The organism is Falsiroseomonas frigidaquae (genome assembly GCF_012163145.1).
Classification (GTDB): domain Bacteria; phylum Pseudomonadota; class Alphaproteobacteria; order Acetobacterales; family Acetobacteraceae; genus Falsiroseomonas; species Falsiroseomonas frigidaquae.
The window spans coordinates 683,590-705,407 of sequence record NZ_JAAVTX010000004.1 but is presented as its reverse complement, the minus strand read 5'-3'; the positions used below and the strand labels follow the sequence as shown (position 1 = coordinate 705,407).

Sequence of the window (21,818 nt, the reverse complement as noted above, 5' to 3'; positions counted from 1 at the left end):
GCGGGGATGCGGAACTGCGGAAGCAGCCGAGTGAACCGGCCGGTCAGCGCCGCCGCTTCGGCTTCCGACCGCGGCAAAGCCTCGGAAGGCCTGGGGTTCAAGGCGCTTTCGGGGGATTCACGAGCGAGGTTGGGAAGCCGACCGAAGCAGGGTGAGCCACCTCGAAGCCCACACTTCTGCCCACTTCCGTGCCTGGGCATCCCGACCCGGCAACCCGCATGTCCTCGGTGAACGCAACCCGGAAGCAGGTCGAGGACGGCCCCGGGAGAGGTCACGACGAACCGGTCTCGCGACAGACGGAGGCCGATGTCTGCGGCTTTCGAGGAACGCCTGCACGGCCATCACGGCCAGATCCCCTTCTCGGTCTGAGCGTCGCGCGGGCCTGTGCCATCCGGGCAATCCCCTAGTCCTGCAACCCCGGAGCGCCGGGCGTCTTCACCAGGGGCTTCGAAATGAAGGAGGCCCCCCGTGTCCGCAGCCCGAACCGTCTCCCAGGCCGGTGCGCTTGCCCTCGGCCTGTTGGTCCTCGCGCCTGCCGTGCCGCCGGCGGTCGCACAATCTTCCTCCTCCTCCACATCCTCCGGGGTCCAGGCCGCCGCACCCAATTTCGCCGATCTGGTCGCCGAGGTCGCGCCGGTCGTCGTGCGTGTTACCGTCATGGGCCAGCGGGACGCGCAGGTGGCGCAGATCCCGCCGGAGCTGCGGGGCACGCCGCTGGAGGATTTCTTCCGGAGGTTTGGCGGCCCGGGGCAGCGTCAGCAGCAGCCGCGCCGGGCGATGGGGCAGGGCTCGGGATTCATTGTGGATGCCAGCGGCTTCGTCGTGACGAACAACCACGTCGTCGGCAGTGCCGGCCGCGTCACCGTCGAACTTGCCGATGGGCGGGAACTTCCGGCGCGCGTCGTCGGTTCCGACCCGCAGACGGACATCGCCCTGCTGAAGGTGGAAGCGGGCGGATCCTTGCCGACCGTGTCCTGGGGGCCGAGCGCCGATCTCCGCGTTGGTGAGCCGGTGCTGGCGATGGGCAACCCGTTCGGCCTCGGCGGCACCGCGACCACGGGCATCGTCTCCGCGCGCGGCCGGCAGATCGGCGCCGGCCCGTATGACGACTTCATCCAGACCGATGCCTCGATCAACCCGGGCAATTCCGGCGGCCCGCTGTTCAACATGCGCGGGCAGGTGGTTGGCGTGAATACGGCGATCTTCTCGCCCTCCGGCGGCAATATCGGCATCGGCTTCGCGGTCCCTTCGCAGATCGCCCAGAGCGTGGTTTCGGATCTGCGCGACGATGGGCGGGTGGAGCGTGGCTGGCTCGGCGTGTCGCTGCAGAACGTCGACAGCGAGCTGGCCGAGGCGCTCGGCGTGCCGCAGGCGCATGGCGCATTGATCGCAGCGATCGAGCCGGGGTCGCCGGCGGCGCGCGCCGAATTGCGGCCCGGCGATGTCGTCACCCAGGCCGGCGACCGGCAGGTTCAGGATTCGCGGGACCTCGCCACCGCGGTCGGCAATGCGAACCCCGGCGCCACGATCACGCTGACGCTGCACCGCGATGGCGAGCAACGCCAGCAGCAGGTGACGCTCGCCCCGCGGCCCGACCAGCCGGAAACGGCCGATCGCAGCGGCGGCAGGCAGGGCGAGCGCAGCACCGGCGCCGTCGGCCTCGCCCTGGCCCCGCGCCAGGGTGCGGAGGGCGTGGTCGTGATCCGTGTCGCCCCCGGCAGCATCGCGGAGGAACGTGGCATCCGCGCTGGCGACATGATCCTGCGTGCGGGGGGACGAGAGGTGACTGGCCCGGACGACGTGGCCGCGGCGTTGGAGGCGGCACGCAGCGCCAACCGATCCTCCATCGCCATCCAGATCCAGCGTGGCAATGCCAGCACCTTCGTGGCGCTGCCGCTGAGACAGGGCCAGGGTTGAACGGCAAGCGCCGCCGCCCGGCCGGGCGGCCATGATCGGCGGAGGCGTGATGGCCTCCGCGGCCTATGCGGTACTGTTTGTGCTGGCAGTCCTGCTGGTCTTCCTGACCGCGCTGCCGCGGTTGCACAGCCAGGCCTGGTGGGTTCGCGTCTGGGACTTTCCCCGGCCGCAGATCGCCGGGCTCCTGGCTCTCACGCTGGCCGGGCTGGCCGCGCTGGGTGATCCCGGCCGCTGGGCCCATCTCGGCATCCTGGCTAGCGGCGGGCTGGCACTGGCGGCGCAGCTGCGCCGCATCTGGCCCTTCACGCCTCTGCATGCGGTGCAGGCGCAGCCTGCGGCCCGCTGTGCGGCTGGCCAGAAGCTGACCCTGCTGACGGCCAACCTCAAACTTCGCAACAGCGGCGCGGAGCGGCTGCTGGAGCAGGTCCGCCGGACAAACCCGGATGTGGTCTTCGTCGTGGAGCTGGATGCGAGCTGGGCCGATGCGCTTGAGCCGCTCAAGCGGGACTATCCGCATCATCTCGTGCATCCGCGCGCCGATTTCTGGGGCATGGCCATCTACGCGCGGCTGCCCCTGGTGGATCCCGGGGTGCAATTCCTGCTGGAATCCTATGTGCCGTCGATCCGCACCGGGCTGCGCCTGCCATCCGGTGCGGTGGTCGCGTTTCACGGCGTGCATCCGAAGCCGCCGACGCTGTTCGGGCATGGCACGGTGCAGCGTGATGCCGAGCTTCTGCTGGCCTCGCGGGCCGTCGGCTGCGGGCCGCGACCGGCCGTGCTCGCGGGCGACCTGAATGCAGTGGCGTGGTCGCGTGAGACGGAGCTGTTCATGCGGGAAGGCGGGCTGATGGATCCGCGCATCGGGCGTGGCCTGTTCTCCACCTTCCCGGCGGGCTGGCCATGGTTCCTGCGCTGGCCGGTGGACCATGTCTTCTTCAGCGGCGAGTTCCGGCTGCTCCGCCTCGCCAGGTTGCCGGATATCGGGTCCGACCACCTGCCGCTCTATGCTGAGCTGTGCCTGGACCCTGACGGGCCGCAAACGCAGCCGGTGCCCTCGCGCTCGCGTGCGGCCGCACGTGTCATAGCCGCGGGCCGCGGGGAAGCCGGGACGCCGCCATAGCCGGCACGGGGCGCCAGTCTCAAGGCACCCGCAGATTGGCGCAGGAGGTCCACCACTCCGTCTCCGCAACCGCATCCCGCAATGCCGCGACCACGCCGCTCCGCCCCCCGATATCGATGGCGCAGAGCTGGCCGGCGGGCGTCTCGATGCGGCGTAAGGTCGCGGTGCGACAACCCTCCGGCAACGAGGAAGGGCGGCCTGCCTCCAGCATCAGCTCGGCGTCCCCGCGCGAGGAACAGACGGTCACTTCATGCGTCTGCGCCCGGGCGCCGCCAGCCAGGGCCAGGGCTGCAAAGCAGGCGGCGGCAGGGATCATGGCGTTTCGCATCGCGCTTATTCCTTCTTGCGGCTGCAGGACAGACGCTGGAACGGCTTTGTGGTTGCGCCGACGTGGCTGAATCCGGCAGCGACCTCCCGCGCCGCCGTGCGTGCCTGTTCGCGGCATAGGCAGGCACCGCGCCTGCCATCGCCTTCCGCCGCTGCGTCATCGTCCCGCGCCGGGGTGCCGCAAGAACATGGCGGACGTCTCGCCTGGGCACCAAACCCGGAGGGCGGCTCGGTGTTCAGCTCCACATTGACCGCCATCGATGTGGCCGCCGCGACTGCGCCGGGTGACAAGGAGGCTCAACATGCCGCCTGAAGCTTCCATCTGCTACGTCATAGACGATGAGGCGGCGGTACGGCGCTCGCTCGCCATGCTGTTGGGCTCGGTGGGCTATGCCGTTGAGACATTCGCGGGGGGCGATGCCTTCCTGGAGCGCGCTCATCATGACCTGCCCTTCGGCTGCGTGCTGCTGGATGTGCGGATGCCGGGAACCGACGGTGTCGCGGTGCAGCAGGAACTGGTGGCGCGGGGGCTGCGGCATCCTGTCGTGGTCATCACCGCCCATGGCGACGTGCCGCTGGCGGTGCGGATGATGAAGGCCGGCGCCTGCGACGTGCTGCAGAAGCCGTTCAGCGGAGACATCCTGTTGCGTGCCGCCGCCGCCGCGCTGGCACTGCGTGACGAGGCGGAGGAAGCGCAGGCTGCGAAGCAGCGCCTTGCGGCACTTTCGCCGCGCGAGGCCGAGGTGCTGCGCGGCTTGGTTTCCGGCCGGCAGAACAAGATCATCGCCCTCGACCTCGGGATCAGTCCGCGCACGGTGGAGATCCACCGCGCGAACCTGATGGCGAAGCTGCGCGCCCGCAGCCTGTCGGAGGTGGTGTGCGTGGCGCTCGCCGGCGGCATACGGCCCAACGGCGGCGCTCCCGGTGGCCCCGATGCTGGCCCGCCCGGCGGCTATATCCACGGATCGAGGTGATCGCACAGATAGTCGGAACCCCGCCGCTGGTCGCGGGGCCTCGCTGAGTGTCATGCCGCCAGCGCGCTGCGTCCCGGCATGGCGCCGCCGCGCACCGCGCCGGCGCGCACGTCGCCCCACTGACCGGCATGCCCGGCTGGCAGCGCCCGGCTGAGCGGGCTTGCCAGCCAGATGCGCAGCAGGTTCCGGCGTCCGCCCGCGCCATCCGCATAGGCGGTGCGGCCGTGATAGGTGACGTGCTGGTTCATCAACTGGATCTGCCCGGGCTCGAAGGGCATCTCGACGCACAGTTCTTCCGCCAGCGCGGCGAGCAGGTCCATCACCTCGACCTGCCGTGGCGTCAGCGGCGGCACGCCGGGCTGGCCCTGGGCAAGCTCGACATAGGTCCGGCTGTACTGGCTGGTGAAATGGCCATCCGGGCCGCGCGCGAAGACCGGCATGGGGAACGGGCGTGCGGCCATGTTCTCGCCCTCCTCATCGGCCGGCCTGGCTCGCCAGAAATCCTCGTACAGCACCTCCAGCAGCTCGGGCCGGCTGATGGCCATGGCATCGTGGATCGCGACCGTCGAGACGATGCGGGAGACGCCGCCCGCGATGCCGTTCGAGGCACACATCAGGGCCAGCAGGTCGCATTTGTCGGTGTGGAAGCGTAGCGGCCCGGTGGAGCGGCTGCGGGCGCGGGCCGTGCCGCTGGCCACCGCCGCGCCGCTGCCGGTCTCGTCCTTGACCTCCGCGAGGATCTCGCCGGTGGTGTTCTGCGGCAGGGGCGTGCCGAGGTGGCACATCAGCCCCCAGAAGATGCGCTTCAGATCCTCTGCCGGGTAGCGCGCCGGATCCAGCCCGGTCAGCCGCACGAGGCCGCGCCCCTCCTCCAGTTCCCGCGCCACCTCGGCCAGCAGCGGAGCTGTGCGCGGCAGGGGGAAGTGGCGCGCATCGAAGCGCGGCTGGGTGCGGTCCCCGAGCCCTGCCAGCGCAGCCTCGATCTCGCTCAGCGCCGCTTGCGGCAGGGCGACGACCCAGCTCGCGTCGCGGCCGAGTTCGGCCCCGGTCCAGGCCGCACGCCCGCCGATCGGGGCGAAGGTCGTGGTTGTCATGCGCGTTCTCCTTCTGCCCGAGGATACATCGCCGCGGCGGCGGCTGTTGAGGTGTTTCCCGGTCCTGGATCGCCTGCCGGCGCCGTCATGCTTCCAGGGCGCGCCGGAAGCGCCACAGGCCAAGAACCAGGAAGATTGCGCCGACCACCGCGGTGGCCAGGAAGCTGGGCCAGACAATCGAAAGGCCCGCCCCGCGGAACAGGATCGCCTGCGCGAAGGCCACGAAATGCGTCGAGGGCACCAGCTGCATCGCGTATTGCAGCGGCAGCGGCATGCTCTCGATCGGCGCGTCGGCACCCGAAAGCATGTTCATCGGCAGCACCGTCAGGATGAAGAGCAGGCCGAGCTGCGGCATGGATCGCGCCACGGTACCGAGGAAGATGCCGAGCGAGGTCGCGAAGAACAGATAGAGCGCGGTCCCCGCCAGGAACAGGCCGAGCGAGCCGGCCAGCGGTGCGCCCACCATCCAGCGCAGCACCACGACCAGCGAGACCGCCACCGCCGTCAGGATGACCACGCCATTCGCCCAGAGCTTCGCCACCATGATCTGCAGCGGCGTCAGCGGCATGGCCAGCAGATGGTCGATGGTGCCGTGCTCCCGCTCACGGATCAGCGCGGCGCCGGCGAGCAGCACCGAAAGCAGGGTCACGTTGCTGACGATCGCCATGGCGCCGGAGAAGCGTGCGCTATCGATCGCCTGGTTGAACGCGATCCGCAGCTGCAGCGCCACCGCTTCCCCCGTGTTCCGCAGTGCCGCCTCGCCCCCGGCATGGGTCAGGACCTCGTTGGCGACGATGCGCTCGATATACCCCGCGCCGATGCCGGCCTGCAGCATCGCCGTGGCATCCACGTTCAGCTGCAGGACCGGATGCCGCCCGGCACGCACGTCGCGCTCGAAGTCTGGGGGAATATCCAGCACGAAGGTCCAGCGCGCGGCATCCATGCCAGGCGCCAGGTCGGGCGGCGCGATGATGTCCGGGCGCCGGAAGCTCGGCGGCAGGAAGGCGTCCGCGATCTGGCCCGAGAGCATGGACCGGTCCTCGTCCACGATGGCGATCGCGGCGTTGCGCAGGTCGTGCTGTACCCCCGTCGCCTGGCTGTAGACCGCGAAGGTGAAGGAATAGATGACGAAGGCCAGCAGGAAGGTGTCGTGGCGGAGGCTCTGCAACTCCTTCACGCCGAGCCAGAGAATGTTGGAAAGGGCACGCACCATCCGCTAGCGCTCCTGCTTGCGCAGCAGCAGGACGCTCGCCATCGTCAGCACCGGGATGAAGGCGGCGAGCGGCAGCAGGAAGGGCAGGAGGTCCGCGAAGCCGAGCCCCTTGGTGAAGGCACCCACGCTGATCTTCATGAAGTGGCCGGTCGGGAAGAGTTCTCCCATCACACGTCCGGCGCCCTCCAGGCTCGCGACCGGTTGCAGCATGCCGGAGAATTGCGTGGCCGGCATCATCGTCGCGATCGCGGTGCCGAACAGCGCCGCGATCTGCGTGCGGGTGAAGGCCGACATCACCAGGCCGATCCCGGTTGCCGCGGTCACGTAGAGCAAGGCGCCGAGCGTCAGCCCGGCCAGGCTGCCCTTCAACGGCACATCGAAGACGAACAGGGCCATCAGGAACATCAGGGCGAAGTTGCCCATGCTCAGCACGACATAGGGCAGCTGCTTGCCCAGCAGGAATTCCAGCCGCGTCACCGGCGTCACGTAGAAATTGGTGATGGAGCCCAGCTCCTTCTCCCGCACCACCCCAAGCGCCATCAGGATGGAGGGGATCAGCATCAGCAGGATGGCGATCGTGCTGGGCACCATCGCATAGACGCTCTTGAAGGCCTGGTTGTAGCGGAATCGCGTCTCGGTCACGGCCGGTGCCGCGGTCTGCGTGCTGCCTGGGTTGCGCTCGGCGAGGAAGCGCGCATGCAGCCCGGCGACGTAGCCGGTGGCCGTCTCGGCACGGAACGGCAGGGCGCCGTCGACCCAGGCTGCGACCTCCGTCGGGCGGCCCGCACGCAGATCGCGGCCGAAGCCCGGCGGAATCTCGATGGCCACGACGATCTCGCCGGATTGCAGGCGGCGCCACATTGCCGCCGCGTCCTCGATCGGTGGCCGCTCCCCGAAATAGGCCGAGCCCGAGAAGTCGCGCAGATAGGCGCGGCTTTCGGTGGTCTGGTCGCGATCCAGCGCGGCGAAGGTCAGGCGGTTGACGTCCGTGGAGATCCCGAAGCCGAAGACCAGCATCAGCAGCGCCGTCCCGATGAGCGCGACGGAAAGCCGGATCGGGTCCCTGCGAAGCTCCAGCGCCTCCCGCCACGAATAGGCGAGCAGGCGGCGCAGCGCCGCACGCCCCGCACCGCCTGGCCGCCTTGTGCCGATACCGGGCGGTGTGGCCGCCCGCGGAGCCTCCACCACCGCAGCGTCCGTCTCCGCCTCGCGAAGGTGGCCGATGAAGGCCTCGCCCAGCGTCGCCGCGCCCCGCGCGGCCTGCAGTTCCTGCGGCGTGCCGCTCGCCAGGACGCGGCCGGCGTGCATCAGGGAGATGCGGTCGCAGCGCGCCGCCTCATTCATGAAATGCGTCGAGATGAAGATGGTGACGCCCTGGCGGCGCGACAGGTCGACCAGCAATTCCCAGAAGGCGTCGCGCGCCAGCGGATCCACGCCGGAGGTTGGCTCGTCCAGGATCAGCATCTCCGGCGCGTGGATCACCGCGACGGCCAGGGACAGCCGCTGCCGCACGCCGAGTGGCAGTTCGGCTGCCCGCGCGTCCCGGTGCGCCAGCAGGCCGAAGCGCTCGACCATCTCCTGCACCCGCGGCTGGATGCTGGCGCGTGGCAGGTGGAAGAGACGGGCATGCAGGTTGAGGTTCTGCTCGACCGTCAGCTCGGCATAGAGCGAGAAGGATTGCGACATGTAGCCGACGCGCCGGCGGGTTTCGAGACCGCCGCCGCCGGCCGGCTCGCCGAACAGCCAGGCACGGCCCTCGGATGGCGGCAGCAGGCCGGTCAGCATCTTCATCGTCGTCGTCTTGCCGCAGCCATTCGATCCGAGGAAGCCGAAGATCTCGCCGCGCGCGATGCGGAAGCTGACATGGTCCACGGCCACGAAGCTGCCGAAGCGGCGCGTCAGCCCCTCCGCGACGATGGCGGGCGCGGCCTCCGCCGTGCGGTGTGGTGGAATTTCCAGGCGACGCGCGCCGTGCCGCGCGGCCTCCGGCAGCAGCGCCACGAATGCCTCCTCCAGCGTCGCCGTCGCGGTCCGCGCGCGCAACTCGGAAGGCGCGCCGGAGGCCAGCACGCGGCCGGCATGCATGGCGACCAGCCGGTCGAAGCGGTCCGCCTCCTCCATGTAGGCGGTGGCGACGATGACGCCCATCATGGGCCGACGCTGCCGGATGCGCTCGATCAGCTCCCAGAATTGCTGGCGCGAAAGCGGGTCGACGCCCGTGGTCGGCTCATCCAGGATCAGCAGGTCAGGGTCGTGCACCAGCGCGCAGCACAGGCCGAGCTTCTGCTTCATGCCGCCGGAGAGCTTGCCCGCCGGGCGGTCCGGGAAGGGCGCGAGGCCGGTCGCCTCCAGCAATTCCCCAATCCGGTGGCGCCGCTCCGCCCGCGCCTGGCCGAAGAGCCTGGCGAAGAAGTCGATGTTCTCGGCCACGGTCAGGTCCGCATAGAGGTTCCGGCCGAGCCCCTGCGGCATATAGGCGATGCGCGGCGAGACGGCGCGGCGATGTGCTGCCTCCGCCATGTCGCCGCCGAGCACGCGCACGCGCCCCGCCTGGATGCTTCGCGCCCCGGCCAGCAACCCGAGCAGCGTGGATTTGCCGACCGCGTCGGGACCGATGACGCCGAGCGTGCCCCCCGCCTGCAGCATCAGCGAAACATCGTCGAGCGCGACGGTCGCCTTGTAGCGATGGATCAGGCCCGACGCCTCGACCGTGGGTGCTGCCGCCGCGCTCATTCCGCCCACCAATCCGGTTCCGTCAGGCGGGACTGGAGGGTGGTTGGCCAGGGCACGCCGGCGTCCAGCCGCACATAGGCGAGCCCGGTGATGCCGACCTTCACCTGGTCCTCGTAGCGGCGCAGCAGCGCTGGCGGCAGCTTCACGCGCACGCGATACATCAGGTTCTCGCGTTCCTCCCGCGTCTCGACCTGGCGCGGCGTGAACTGGGCCTGGGCGGCGACGAAAGAGACGCGGCCGGGCAGGGGGGTATCCGGCACGGCATCCAGCACCAGCCGCGCATCCGCGCCGATCGCCAGCCGGCCTGCCGCCCGCGCCGGCAGGAAGATCGTCATATGGACATCGGTCAGGTCGAGGATGGTGAGCAGCTTGCCGCCCGGCGCCAGCACCTCGCCCGGTTGTGCCAGGCGATACTGCACGCGGCCCGACCGCGGGGCGCGCAGCGACGTCTCCTGGATCTGCTGGCTGAGCCGCTCGGCGGCGGCCTGGGCGGCCTGCACCGCCTCCCGCAGCGCCTCGACATGCCGCTCCGCCGCGTCACGCGCCGCATCGGCCGACCGCGCCTCGGTGCGGTGCCGGTCCACCGTCTGCTGCGGCGAATGGCCCTGGGCCGCCAGCCGCAGGGTCCGGTCGAGGTTGCGCGCCGCCAGGGTGGCCTCGCCGCGCCGCTGTTCGAGCTGCGCCAGCGCTTCCTCCACGGAGCGCCGGAAGCGACGTGTCTCGGCCTCGGCCTGGCGCAGCTGCGCCTCGAGCTCGGCGGTGTCCATCTGGGCCAGGATCTGGCCCACCTCCACCATATCGCCCTCACGCGCCAGGATCTCGATGACCCGGCCGGCATATTTGGTGGCGACATCCACCTGCTCGGCCTCCAGCCGGCCATTGCCGAAGGCGATGCCCTCGGGCAGCCGCGCTTGCCGCCCCTGCCACCAGGACCAGCCGCCCGCGGCGAGCACGGCGCCGGCCACCAGCAGCGCCAACAGCATCCTCGTTCCGCGCCGCATCAGTTCAGGCGCCCAGGCAGCGCGACAGATCCGGAACCCACGGCGGCGTGGCTGTGCGGCGCCGCCTGGCGGATTGAAGCTGCCGGCCCGGCATCACTCCCAACTCAGCCCTGCGCTTCCCGGGGCAGGGCTGTCGGCGGAAGCCTTGGACATTTCGCCGGGCTGCGCGGGGTCGGCCCGGCCGCCGCCACGGCGGTCGAGCGTCTCCACCGCCGCCACGGCCAAAGCCGCCACCTGGACCAGGCGTTGCCGTGCCTCGACGGCGGAGCCTTCGCGGGCCTTCACCCGCGCCCAGCCGGCATAGTCCCCGATCAACTGGACGAAGGTCGTCACCGGCAGCGCATCATCGCATTCTCCGCCGCCCCATTGCGCATCCTGCCGCGTGCGCTCCGCCGCGACCTCGACCAGCACGCTTTGCGTCGTCATGGTGCCACTTCCTTTCCGGTAGCCAGCTGCGCTTCCATTTCCGCCACGCGTCGCAGCGTGCCGGCGAAGCTGTCGGGGTTCAACGAGATCGAATCGATGCCCTGCTCGACCAGGAAGGCGGCGAAGTCGGGATGGTTGCTCGGCGCCTCGCCACAGATGCCCACCTTCGCGCCGCAGGCATGCGCGCGCCGGATGACATCGGCGATCATGCGTTTCACCGCCTCGTCCCGCTCATCGAACAGCGGCGCGAGCTCAGCCGAATCGCGGTCCACCCCGAGCACGAGTTGCGTCAGGTCGTTGGAGCCGATGGAGAAGCCGTCGAAGCGCGCGGCGAATTCCTCGGCCAGGATGACGTTCGAGGGGATCTCGCACATTACATACACCTGCAGCCCATCCTCACCGCGACGCAGGCCGTTCCGCGCCATTTCCGCCAGCACGCGGTCGGCCTCCGCGGGGCTGCGGCAGAAGGGCACCATGACAATGAGGTTGCGCAGCCCGATTTCCTCCCGCACCCGGCGGATGGCGCGGCATTCCAGGGCGAAGCCATCGCGATAGCGGTCGGAATAGTAACGTGAGGCGCCGCGCAGGCCGAGCATCGGGTTCTCCTCCGCCGGCTCAAACTCCGCGCCGCCGAGCAGGTGGGCGTATTCGTTGGTCTTGAAGTCAGACAGCCGAAGAATCACCGGATGCGGATGGAAGGGCGCTGCGAGACGCGCGATGCCTTGCGCCAGCCGATCGACGAAATACTCGGTCCTGGAGGGCCAGCCGCGGCTGATTTCCTGGATCTGCCGCTTCGCCTTTTCGTCGCGCAGCGTATCGAAGCGGACCAGTGCCATGGGATGGATGCGGATGTGATCGTTGATGATGAACTCCATCCGCGCCAGGCCGACCCCTGCCGCCGGCAGCCGCCACCAGCGTAGCGCCGCGGCCGGATTGGCGAGGTTCAGCATGAGCGCCGTGCGCGTCGGCGGCAGTGCGGCGATGTCGAGCTCGGTTTCGCTGAACTCGAGCCGGCCCTCATAGACGCGCCCCTCGTCACCCTCGGCGCAGGACAGGGTGATGATCTGCCCCTCCTTCAACGTCGTGGTGGCGTGGCCGGTCCCGACCACGGCCGGTACGCCCAGTTCGCGGCTGACGATGGCGGCGTGGCTGGTGGTGCCGCCGTGATCCGTCACGATACCGGCGGCGCGGCGCATGATCGGAACCCAGTCCGGGTCGGTCGCCTCCGTCACGAGGATGGCGCCGTCCCGGAAGCCGGCGATGTCCTCGGCGCTGCGGATCACGCAGGCCTCGGCCGCCGCAACGGCCTCGCCGACCGCCGATCCCGTGAGAATGGGTTGCGCGCGGTGCGCGCGGATATGCCAGCTCCGGAGGGGGCCGGCACGCCGGGCCTGCACCGTCTCGGGCCGCGCCTGCACGATGAACAACTCGCCGGTCCGGCCGTCCTTGGCCCATTCGAGATCCATCGGTCGGCCGTAATGCCGCTCCACCGCGACGGCCCATCGCGCGAGCTGCAGTACCTCCGCCGTCCGCAGCACGAAGCTCTCGCGCTCGCGCCGCGTCGTTTCCACCAGCATGGTTCGCGCGCTGCCGCCGGTCGCATAGACCAGCTTCTGCGCCTTGGCCCCACGGGTCCGCTCGATGATGGGGATCATCCGTTCGTCGTCCAGCAACGGCTTGAAGACCGTGAGCTTGTCGGGCTCGACGGTCCCCTGCACCACGGTCTCGCCAAGCCCCCAGGCGGCGCTGAGAACGACCACGTCGGGAAAGCCCGTCTCGGTGTCGAGCGTGAAGATCACGCCCGACCCTGCCAGGTCGGAGCGGACCATCACCTGCACCCCGATGGAGAGAGCCACGGCCAGGTGATCGAAGCCTTGCGCCTCGCGGTAGGCGATCGCGCGGTCGGTGAACAGCGAAGCGTAGCAACGGCGGCAGGCGTCGAGCAGGGCAGTCTCGCCGCGCACGTTCAGGAAGGTCTCCTGCTGGCCGGCGAAGCTGGCGGTGGGCAGGTCCTCCGCCGTTGCGCTGCTCCGCACCGCGACGGATGGCGCATCCTCCTTCTGGCGCTGGCCGAGCTGGCGATAGGCGTCCCGTACCGCCTCGGCGATCCGGGCCGGCATCTGGCCGTCCAGGAACAATTGGCGGATGGCCTCCCCGGCCTCCTGCAGGGTCGCGGTCCCGGCGCGGAAATCGGCCAGACGGTCGCGCAGCGGGCCCGCGATCCCGTTGGCGTCGAGGTAGGCGTGATAGGCCGTGGCGGTGGTGGCGAAGCCGGCAGGTACCTGCACGCCGGCGGCGCCTAGCGCCCGGGTCATCTCGCCGAGCGATGCGTTCTTGCCGCCGACCCGCGGCACATCCGCGACGCCCAGTTCCTCGAACCAGATGACCAGGTCCTGTGACATGGGTGCCCCTTCATGCTGGGATGGCGAGTGGTCCGCATCGGCTCGAAACGTTGCGGTGTGTGTCGGCGTGGTCGGGCTTGTCGGGGCTCGATCGGCGCGGACGTCGGCGGCAACGCCTTGACGGTTCATCGGCACCTTCCTCGCATGGGTCGCATCATCGGCTCGGCGGCATCCTGGACCGGCGCGGGCATGCTGCGCCTTGCGCTGTGTCAAGCCGGCCGGCCCGATGGTGCTATCCTGGGGCGGTCGCGGAACCTGCGTCTCGGGCTTGGCGCTGGCAGGGTCACCGAGCCTTGCCGGCCTTGCCGGCGGCTTCGAGCGACCCTGCCGGTCCGCATGCGTTTGCCAGGAGATCGGCCGGCGCAGCCGCTTCGGCATGCGGCGCACCGAGGCCTTGCGGCGAAAGTCGCCCCTCGCGGCTGCTTCGGCAGCTGGGGCGGCTGCGGCACATCCCGCGGTCCTTTCCGCGCGACATGCGCGGCGTCGTCTCAGCCTTGCGGACGATAGCCTTCGCTGGCAGCCAGCAGGGTGCGCGCGTAGTCGGTGGTGGTGTGGCGATCGCGCAGCTGCGACGCCGACAGCTCCTCCACGATGGCGCCCGACTGCATCACGGCCAGGCGACCACACATGGTGGCGATGACGGAAAGATCGTGGCTGACGAAGATGTAGGTCAGGTTGCGTTCCTGCCGCAGCGCCATCAGCAGGTTCAACACCTCCGCCTGCACCGAGACATCCAGTGCCGAGGTCGGCTCATCCAGCAACAGGATCTCCGGCTCGACGATCAGCGCACGGGCGATGGCGACACGCTGCCGCTGGCCGCCGGATAGTTGGTGCGGATAGCGGAAGCGAAAGCGTGGACCCAGGCCAACCTGGTCGAGGATGGTACGGATGCGCCGTTCGCCATCCGCCAGGCTCTGGATCCGCAGCGCTTCCGAAAGCTGGCTGTCAACCGTCTGGCGCGGATGCAGCGAGCCGTATGGGTCCTGGAACACCATCTGCATGCGGCGGCGCAGCGCCTTGTCGCGCGTCATGCCGAGTTCCACGCCATCCACCCGCATGCTGCCGCCGCTCGCCGGATTGAGGCCGACCAGCGCGCGCAGGATGGTGGATTTGCCGGAGCCGGATTCACCGACCAGCCCGAAGCTCTCGCCGCGCTGCACGGCGAAGGACACGCCGCGCACCGCGCGCACCGCCTGTGCGCCGGCGCCGAAGCTGACCTCCAGCGCCGCGACCTCAAGGAAGGGGAGGCTCATGCGGTCAGCCAGGCCGGGTCGCGGTTCAACACCGGCAGCTTCTCGCCCGGACGGTCGAGGTTCGGAAGGCAGCGATACAGTCCCTGCGTGTAGGGGTGCTTTGCGTGCGCGAGATCGGCGGCGGCGATGGTCTCCACGACACGTCCCGCATACATGACCAGAACGCGGTCGCAGAAGCGGGAGACCAGCCGCAGGTCGTGGCTGATGAAGATCAGGCCCATGCCGCGCAGGCGGATCTGCTCGTCGAGAATCGAGAGGATCTCCAGCTGCACGGTCACATCCAGCGCCGAGGTCGGCTCATCGGCGATGAGCAGGTCCGGTTCCGCGACTAGCATCATGGACAGCATTGCGCGCTGCGCCATGCCGCCGGAAAGCTCATGCGGGTAGGCGCGATAGACGCGCTCCGGGTCGCTGATCCGGACCGCTTCCAGCATCGCCATGCTGCGCGAACGCGCCGCGGCGGAGGACAGGCCGGTGTGCAGCCGCAGGGTTTCCGAGATTTGCTCGCCGATACGCTGCACCGGATTGAGCGAGAATTTCGGGTCCTGCATCACCAGGCCGATCCGCTTGCCGCGCAGGCGCCGGAAGGCCACGGGACCGGCATCGGCCAGTGCGATGCCGTCGAAATCCAGCCGATGCGCGGAAACCCGCCCGGGTGGGGCAACCAGCCCCATCAGCGCGCGTCCCGTGACCGATTTTCCCGATCCGGATTCCCCGACGATCGCCAGCTTCTCCCGCCCCATGGTGAAGCCGACGCCGCGCACCGCATGGACCAGGCCCATCGGCGTGGCGAAGCGGACATCTAGATCCTCGACCTGCAATAGCGGATTCATGCGTGTTTCGGATCCAGCACGTCGCGCAGGCCATCGCCCAGCAGGTTGAAGCCCATGCTGACGATGAAGATGGCAAGCCCGGGAAAGGTTGCCGCCCACCAGGCGGAGAGCAGGTAGTCCCGCCCGGAGGACAGCATGGCGCCCCATTCGGCGGTCGGCGGCTGCGCACCCAATCCCAGGAAGCCGAGCCCCGCCGCGATCAGGATCACCCCCGCCATGTCGAGCGTCGCCCGCACCAGCAGGGAGGGCAGGCAAAGCGGCACGATGTGCTTGAGCACGATGCGGGAGGAGGAACCACCGAGCAGCCGGATCGCCGCGATGAAGTCGCTGCGCCGCAGGGTCAGCGTCTCCGCCCTGGCGATGCGGGCATAGGGCGGCCAGCCGGTGAGGGCGATGGCGATGACGGCATGCTCCAGACCCGGCCCCAGCGCCGCGGTGAAGGCCAGGGCCAGCACCAGCCGTGGAAATGCCAGCGCAATGTCCGTCAGGCGCATCAGCACCACCTCGACCCAGCCGCCGAGATAGCCGGCGACGCAGCCGACCAGCAGCCCGACCGGCGCGGCCAGGGCCGCGACCAGCAGCACGATGTACAGCGTGACGCGCGCGCCCCAGACGATTCGGGAAAAGACATCGCGGCCGAATTCGTCCGTGCCGAACCAATGCGCGGCGGAAGGCGGCTGCAGCGCACGGTCCAGCGCCTGCACATCCGGATGGTACGGCGCGATCCACGGCGCCAGAATCGCGGTCAGGATCAGCAGGCCCACAATCAGCAGGCCCGCCATCGCCGCCGGGCTGCGCCGCAGCGCCAGCCAGCCTAGATAGAAGCGCGCCAGCGACGCCTCCCGGCGGGACGCGTATTCGCCCGAGAGCAGCCGGGCGCGCCAGGGAAGGGTGTCGCTCATCCTGCGCGGGGGTCCAGCACCCGGTACAGCGTGTCGGCAGCCAGGTTCAGCGCAACGAACACGGCGCCGATGACGAAGGTGCCGCCCAGCACGGCGTTCATATCCGCGTTGAACATCGCCCGCGTCATGTATTGGCCGAGCCCCGGCCAGGCAAACACCGTCTCGGTCAGCACCGCGCCCTCCAGCAGCAGGCCATAGGTCAGTGCCACGGCGGTAATGAGCTGGACCGCGCAGTTTGGCAGCACGTGGCGCACCACGATGCGCAATTCGGAAAGCCCCTTCGCACGCGCGGCGGTGACATATTCCTGGCGCATCTGGTCCAGCATGAAGCTGCGCGTCATCCTCCCGATATACGCGGCCGCGCCATAGCCCAGGCTGACGGCCGGCAGAATCAGATGGCCGAAGGCGTTCTGCACCATCTCCCATTCCCCGGCCATGGCCGCATCGAGGATGATGATGCCGGTCACGGGCTCCACCATGCCTTCCCAGACCACATCGATGCGGCCCGGGCCTTCCACCCAGCCGAGCCAGACGTAGAAGACCAGAAGCAGCATCAGCCCCTTCCAGAACACCGGCGCCGAGTAGCCGACCAGCGTCAGCACCCGCACCACCGCATCCACCACCCCGCCACGCCAGACCGCCGCGGCGATGCCGGCCGGCACCCCGATCAGCATGCCGATCAGCGTGCCCGCCGTCGCCAGTTCCAGCGTCGCCGGAAAGACGCGGAGGATATCCGCCGCCACCGTCTCCCGCGTCACGATCGATGTGCCGAAATCAAGCCGCGCCACCTGCCAGGTATAGCGGAAGAACTGCACGATGATCGGGTCGTCCAGCCCCATCTCCGCGCGCACCTGCTGGTAGATCTCGTCCGAGATATCCGGCCCGGTGACGGCCAGCACCGGATCGAGCGGCATCAGCCGCCCGATCGCGAAGGTCACGAAGAACAGCCCCAGGAAGGTCGCGGCAAGAATGCCCGCCTGCCGCGCCAGCGCCCTGGTCATGTCTTCGAGGTATTCGCGAAGCTCGTATCGGCGCCGCGGCTGCCATAGACATAGCCCCGCACATTGTCGCGCATGCCGAGCGCCAGCGTGGCCTGGAACATGAACGCGAAGGGGCTTTCCTTTCGGGCGTCGCGCTGGATGTCCTGGTACAACGTGCCGCGCTTCGACTCGTCCAGTTCCTGCGTCGCCTCCGCCACGCGCCGCGAGAGGTCGCGCGGCGCCCAGCCGAGGCGCCAGGTCAGCTCGCTCGGCCAGCGGCTTTCCGGATCGACGCCGGGCATCGCGGCGGGGTTGAAGGCGAATTTGCTCGCCGTCGCATGCGGGTCGCCGTAGCCGCCGTAGTAGGAAAGCTGCAGGGCCTCCACGCGGCGGTCGCGATAGAGTGGAATGGACTGGCTCGGCGGCATGTTCTGCACTTCGACGCGCACGCCAGCCTGCGCGGCCGTCGCCTGGAAGGAGGTCGCGAGGTCCATTTCCGGCTTGCGGTTGTAGGCGGTGAAGCGGAAGCCGAAGCCATCGCCATGGCCAGCCTCGGTGAGCAACTGCTTGGCGCGGTTGACGTCGAATTTGTACGGCTTCTCATCCAGCGCACCGAGCCAGCCGCGCGGCACGAAGCTCTGATGCACGAAGCCCAGGTTGCGCATCACCGTGCGTTCCAGGCCCTCGTAATCGATCAGCCACTTCATGGCTTCCCGCACCCGCAGATCGTCGAAGGGCTTGGTGAGCGTGTTGAAGCCGAAATACAGGATGCGGCGGGAGGGGAAGTCCTCGACCTTGACGCCTGAGACGCCACGCAGGGCTTCCGCATCCTGTGCCGTCAGGTTGAAGGCCACATCGGCGTCACCGCGTTCCAGCAGCAGGCGTTGCGTGCCGGCTTCCGGCACATGCCGGAAGATCACGCGCCGCAGCGGCGGGCGGAAGCGCCAGTAATCGTCGTTGCGCGCCAGGATCAGCAGGTCCGACGCGCGGTAGGTCTGGATGCGGTAGGGGCCCGAACCTGCGGAGGGTTCCGAACCGGTACGTCGCGAGACCCACTTGCTGCCAAAGTCGCCGCCTTCGACATGCGCCTGCAACAGCTTGGCGTCGAGGATGGAGAAGGAGGCGCTCGACAGCAGCGCCAGCACATAGCTGGGCGCGAAACGCTCCTCCAGCGTCAGGACGAAGCGGCTGTCGCCATCGGCGCGCGCATTGGCATCGATGTTCTGCGGCGTGAAGCCGAGCTGGCGGATGCCGGAAGAAGGCTCCCGCCCCAGCAGAAGGAGGCGCTTGAAGCTGTAGGCGACATCATGCGCCGTGACCGCGTTGCCGGAGTGGAATTTGGCACCGGCGCGCATGTGGAAAGTGATGCGCTTGCCGTCCTGCGCCACGTCCCAGCGCTCGGCCAGCATCGGGCCCAATTGCCGGGGATCACGCGGATCGAAGCCGATCAGCCGGTCATAAAGGTCGCCATTGATCTCGTTGGTGTCGAGGATCTGGGAAACTGCGGGGTCCCAATCCGAGATCGAGGAGATCTCCCGCACGATGACAAGTGCGTCGCGCGGCGTCGCCGCCTGCGCGCCGCGTGTGACGATCGCCGCCGAGGCCAGCAGCCCCGCGGAACCCAGAAAGCCGCGCCGGTCAGTCAGCATGTGTCTGCCCTTCCTCATGATGGCCAGGCGATGTCGTCGAGCGGCCAGACCGGGCGCCGGACGCGGCGGAAAGTGAAGCGTTTCGGATCGCCGCTCGTCAATCCGCCGGAATCGATGTCGAGGCACCGGCTGGAGATTGGTTCGAAGGCCGCGCGGTGGCCATGCATGCATTTCACCGCCAGCACGGCGCGCTCGGTCGGCTCGATGCCGAAGATGCGGAGCTGCTCCAGATCGTAGATGCCGCGGGTCTGGCTGGCGACGATCACCTCCACGCCACCGATGCGAAGCGCCGCGCTGGGCCCGAAGCTGTTGCGCGTGCCGGTTCCGTAGGGGCCCTTGTGGACATAGGCGCCGTCCGAGATGGCCAGCACCTCGGCCTCGCCGATGACAGGACCGCCACCCATCGCCGGATCCTCCCGCCCACCCAGGCTGACCTGGATGCGCGCGCCGCGCCCGGCGGCGCAGGCCTGTGCCGCGGTGGCCGGATCGATCATGGCCGCGACCACCGCGCCCTCGATCCGCGCCTCGATCAATGCGGCAAGGATCGCGGTGCCATCGCCATAGCCGCCACCGCCTGGCGCATCGCCGAAATCGCCGAGTACGACAGGGCGCTCGCCCGGCTTCCAGGCCCTGGCCGCCGCGATGCCGGCCTCGACCGGCAGCACCGTCTCGGTCACCACGCCGCGCGTCTGCCAGCAGAAATCCATCATTCGCTCGGCGAGGACCTGGTAGCGCGGATCGTTGCCATCGCCGGTGACGATGACGCTGGGCCCGACCGCTTCGCTGTCACAGCGCGAGTAGCCGGACTGGATGGAGACGCAGAGCACGCCAGGCTCCGCCTCCATCTCCGCTGCCATGGCCAGCGCCTCGATCATCGGGCCGTGGCCGGTATGGGTGCGGCAGCCATCGAAGCCGGTCAGCATGGGGCGGCGCGCCAGTGACAGGGTTGGGCGCACCTCCCGGCGCATGGCACGGGCGAGCATCGCGGCGGCGCGGCGCGCGGTTTCGTAGTGGTCCGTGTGCGGGCTGGTGCGGAACGCCGTCATGATGTCGGCATGCGCCACCATCTCCGGCGTGACATTGCCGTGCGGGTCGAGCGTCACCGCGACGGGCACATCGGGCCCGACCGCCTGGCGTACCCGGCGCAGGATTTCGCCCTCGGGATCGTCCAGCGATTCCGTCACCATGGAGCCGTGCAGCGCCAGCAGCACGCCATCCAAGGGCAGCGCGGCACGGATGCCATCCAGCAGTTGCGTGAGGAGGTACTCGAAAGCCTCATCGGTGACGGGGCCGGACGGGTTGGCGGTAGCGCAGACCGGGTGGAACAGCGTCCAACCCTGCGCCTCCGCCGCGGCGATGAAGCCACCCATCTCCAGCCTGGTGCCGCGATAGATCCGCGCCACCTCCTCCCCGAGGCGGAGACTGGCGCTGCGGTAGTCTGCGAGCGTCGTCGGGTTGCGGTTGAAGCCGTTGGTCTCGTGCTTGATCTGTGCTGCCAGGACCCGCATGGCGCTACACCGCATCCAGCGGCCAGACCGGCCGGCGCACCCGGGTGAAGCCGAGGCGTTCATACTGGTAGGTGGTGAGCCCGCCTGCATCGCAGGCCAGCACGCGCGCCGCGATCGGCTCGAAGGCGGCACGGAAGCCATGCATGCATTTCAGGCCGATGGCGCTAAGGCGCGCAGGCTCCAATCCGAAGATGCGGAATTGCTGCAGGTCGAGGATGTTCTTGTTCTCCGTGGAGAGGATGACATCGACCCCACCGACGCGGACCAGCGCGCTGCGCCCGAAGCTGGCGCAGGTGCCAGGGGCATAGGGGCCGTCATGCACATAGGCGCCATCCGACACATGCCGCACCTCAACCTCCGCCTCGATCGGCGCGCCGGAGAAGGCGGGATCGATCCAGCCGCCGAAGGACAGGTGCAGCCGCGCACCCTCGCCGGCGTCACAAGCCATGGCCGCCGCCTTCGGGTCGAAGATCGCGCCGAAGGCGGCGTTTGTCAGTCCCGCCTCGATCATCGCGCGCAACATCGGCGTGGCATCGCCATAGGCACCGCCGCCTGGTGCATCAGTGTAGTCCGCCACGACGCAAGGAAACGGACCTTCCCGCATGGCGGCGATCGCCTCCGGGATGGTGGCGAGGCGCACCGTCTCCTCCGCCCGGCGTTCGTAGCCCATGCGCATCAGCGACGCGGCGTATTCGCGCAGCAGCGCCGCATCGCCTTCGCCCGTAACAATCACGCTGGGCCCGGCATCCTGCATGTCGGCGTGGCTGTAGCCGCCATTGACGGAGACCGCGAGCACGCCAGGCACATCGCGTTCCAGGCGATCCGCCTCGGCGAGCGCATCGATCATCGGGCCATGGCCGGTATGGGTGCGGCCCCGGTCGAATCCGACCAGCGTCGGTGCGCGTTCCACCACGCTGACCGGCAGCACGCCGCTTTCCATCGCGCGCATCAACAGTTGCGCGGCGCGATGCGCCGTCTCACGGTGATCGACATGCGGGTTGGTGCGGTAGCTGACAAGGATGTTCGCAGAAGCCGCCATGCGGTCAGACACGTTCGCATGCAGGTCCAGCGTCGCGGCCAGCGGGATGTCGGGCCCGACCAGGGTGCGGACGCGCGACAGGATCGCGCCATCCGCATCATCCTCGCCCTCCGCCGCCATGGCGCCGTGCAGCGCCAGCAGGATCCCGTCCAGCTTTCCCGCCGCCTTGATCCCGGCCTCCAGCGCGTCCAGTGCCGCGGCGAAGGCGTCCGCCGCGACACGACCGCCGGATGTGGCGTTCATCGCGATCGGCGTCATGATGTGCCAGCCCGCCGCCTCCGCCACGTCGAGAAAGCCGGCCATCTCGGAGCCGGTGTCGCGATAGGCCTGCACCACCGCCGTGCCCTCCCGCCAGCCTTGGCGGCGGATCAGCGCGAAGCTGGTGGGAAAGCGGTTGAAGGTGTGGCTCTCATGCTTGATCGAGGCGAGCAGGACGTGGCGCGTCAT

17 protein-coding genes are annotated in these 21,818 nt (G+C 69.4%); 3 read left to right on the top strand and 14 right to left on the bottom strand.

The genetic code is table 11. The features are described 5' to 3' along the window. The first annotated feature begins 468 nt into the window (after positions 1–468). Positions 469–1,917 carry a Do family serine endopeptidase gene (locus HB662_RS16025; RefSeq protein WP_168050795.1) on the top strand — a complete coding sequence of 483 codons (1,449 nt, stop codon included), beginning with the start codon at positions 469–471 and terminating at the stop codon, positions 1,915–1,917. A gap of 49 nt (positions 1,918–1,966) precedes the next feature. Further along, the gene (locus HB662_RS16020; RefSeq protein WP_245185688.1) at positions 1,967–3,037 is read left to right on the top strand and encodes an endonuclease/exonuclease/phosphatase family protein; all 1,071 of its coding nucleotides are present in this window, start codon (positions 1,967–1,969) and stop codon (positions 3,035–3,037) included. Positions 3,038–3,056: 19 nt separating this feature from the next. Here the strand turns inward: HB662_RS16020 and HB662_RS16015 are convergent, their stop codons facing one another. Further along, positions 3,057–3,365, bottom strand: coding sequence for a hypothetical protein (locus HB662_RS16015; RefSeq protein ID WP_168050793.1), 309 nt, complete (start codon positions 3,363–3,365; stop codon positions 3,057–3,059). Between the two features lie 301 nt (positions 3,366–3,666). Here HB662_RS16015 and HB662_RS16010 point away from each other — a divergent pair, with 301 nt between their 5' ends. Further along, positions 3,667–4,338, top strand: coding sequence for a response regulator transcription factor (locus HB662_RS16010; protein ID WP_168050792.1), 672 nt, complete (start codon positions 3,667–3,669; stop codon positions 4,336–4,338). 50 nt (positions 4,339–4,388) lie between these two features. Here HB662_RS16010 and HB662_RS16005 read toward each other — a convergent pair whose 3' ends face one another. From HB662_RS16005 to HB662_RS15945, 13 genes are all read right to left on the bottom strand, one after another. Then, positions 4,389–5,432: a TauD/TfdA family dioxygenase gene (locus HB662_RS16005; protein ID WP_168050791.1), complete on the bottom strand. Its 1,044-nt coding sequence runs from the start codon at positions 5,430–5,432 to the stop codon at positions 4,389–4,391. Positions 5,433–5,517: 85 nt separating this feature from the next. Then, a complete protein-coding gene (locus tag HB662_RS16000) occupies positions 5,518–6,645 on the bottom strand; it encodes an ABC transporter permease (protein WP_171970251.1) in 1,128 nt (375 codons plus the stop codon). Positions 6,646–6,648: 3 nt separating this feature from the next. Further along, positions 6,649–9,378, bottom strand: coding sequence for a ribosome-associated ATPase/putative transporter RbbA (gene rbbA, locus HB662_RS15995; protein WP_168050790.1), 2,730 nt, complete (start codon positions 9,376–9,378; stop codon positions 6,649–6,651). Beyond that, positions 9,375–10,361, bottom strand: a complete 987-nt coding sequence (locus HB662_RS15990; protein ID WP_245185654.1) for an HlyD family secretion protein — start codon at positions 10,359–10,361, stop codon at positions 9,375–9,377. Before HB662_RS15990 ends, rbbA begins: the two co-directional genes overlap by 4 nt. Positions 10,362–10,472: 111 nt before the next feature. Next, positions 10,473–10,805 carry a hypothetical protein gene (locus HB662_RS15985; protein ID WP_168050788.1) on the bottom strand — a complete coding sequence of 111 codons (333 nt, stop codon included), beginning with the start codon at positions 10,803–10,805 and terminating at the stop codon, positions 10,473–10,475. Next, complete coding sequence (gene ppsA / locus HB662_RS15980) at positions 10,802–13,207, bottom strand: phosphoenolpyruvate synthase (protein ID WP_168050787.1); 2,406 nt, start codon at positions 13,205–13,207, stop codon at positions 10,802–10,804. Before ppsA ends, HB662_RS15985 begins: the two co-directional genes overlap by 4 nt. Positions 13,208–13,695: 488 nt before the next feature. Next, positions 13,696–14,460 carry an ABC transporter ATP-binding protein gene (locus tag HB662_RS15975; RefSeq protein WP_168050786.1) on the bottom strand — a complete coding sequence of 255 codons (765 nt, stop codon included), beginning with the start codon at positions 14,458–14,460 and terminating at the stop codon, positions 13,696–13,698. Beyond that, entirely contained in the window at positions 14,457–15,293 is an 837-nt protein-coding gene (locus HB662_RS15970) for an ABC transporter ATP-binding protein (RefSeq protein ID WP_168050785.1), read from the bottom strand. Before HB662_RS15970 ends, HB662_RS15975 begins: the two co-directional genes overlap by 4 nt. Then, a complete protein-coding gene (locus tag HB662_RS15965; RefSeq protein ID WP_168050784.1) occupies positions 15,290–16,195 on the bottom strand; it encodes an ABC transporter permease in 906 nt (301 codons plus the stop codon). The genes HB662_RS15970 and HB662_RS15965 overlap by 4 nt, the downstream gene beginning before the upstream one ends. After that, a complete protein-coding gene (locus tag HB662_RS15960; protein WP_168050783.1) occupies positions 16,192–17,196 on the bottom strand; it encodes an ABC transporter permease in 1,005 nt (334 codons plus the stop codon). Before HB662_RS15960 ends, HB662_RS15965 begins: the two co-directional genes overlap by 4 nt. Continuing rightward, positions 17,193–18,824, bottom strand: a complete 1,632-nt coding sequence (locus tag HB662_RS15955; RefSeq protein ID WP_168050782.1) for an ABC transporter substrate-binding protein — start codon at positions 18,822–18,824, stop codon at positions 17,193–17,195. The genes HB662_RS15960 and HB662_RS15955 overlap by 4 nt, the downstream gene beginning before the upstream one ends. Positions 18,825–18,838: 14 nt before the next feature. Next, complete coding sequence (locus HB662_RS15950; RefSeq protein WP_168050781.1) at positions 18,839–20,332, bottom strand: M81 family metallopeptidase; 1,494 nt, start codon at positions 20,330–20,332, stop codon at positions 18,839–18,841. Between the two features lie 4 nt (positions 20,333–20,336). Beyond that, positions 20,337–21,818: a M81 family metallopeptidase gene (locus tag HB662_RS15945; protein WP_168050780.1), complete on the bottom strand. Its 1,482-nt coding sequence runs from the start codon at positions 21,816–21,818 to the stop codon at positions 20,337–20,339.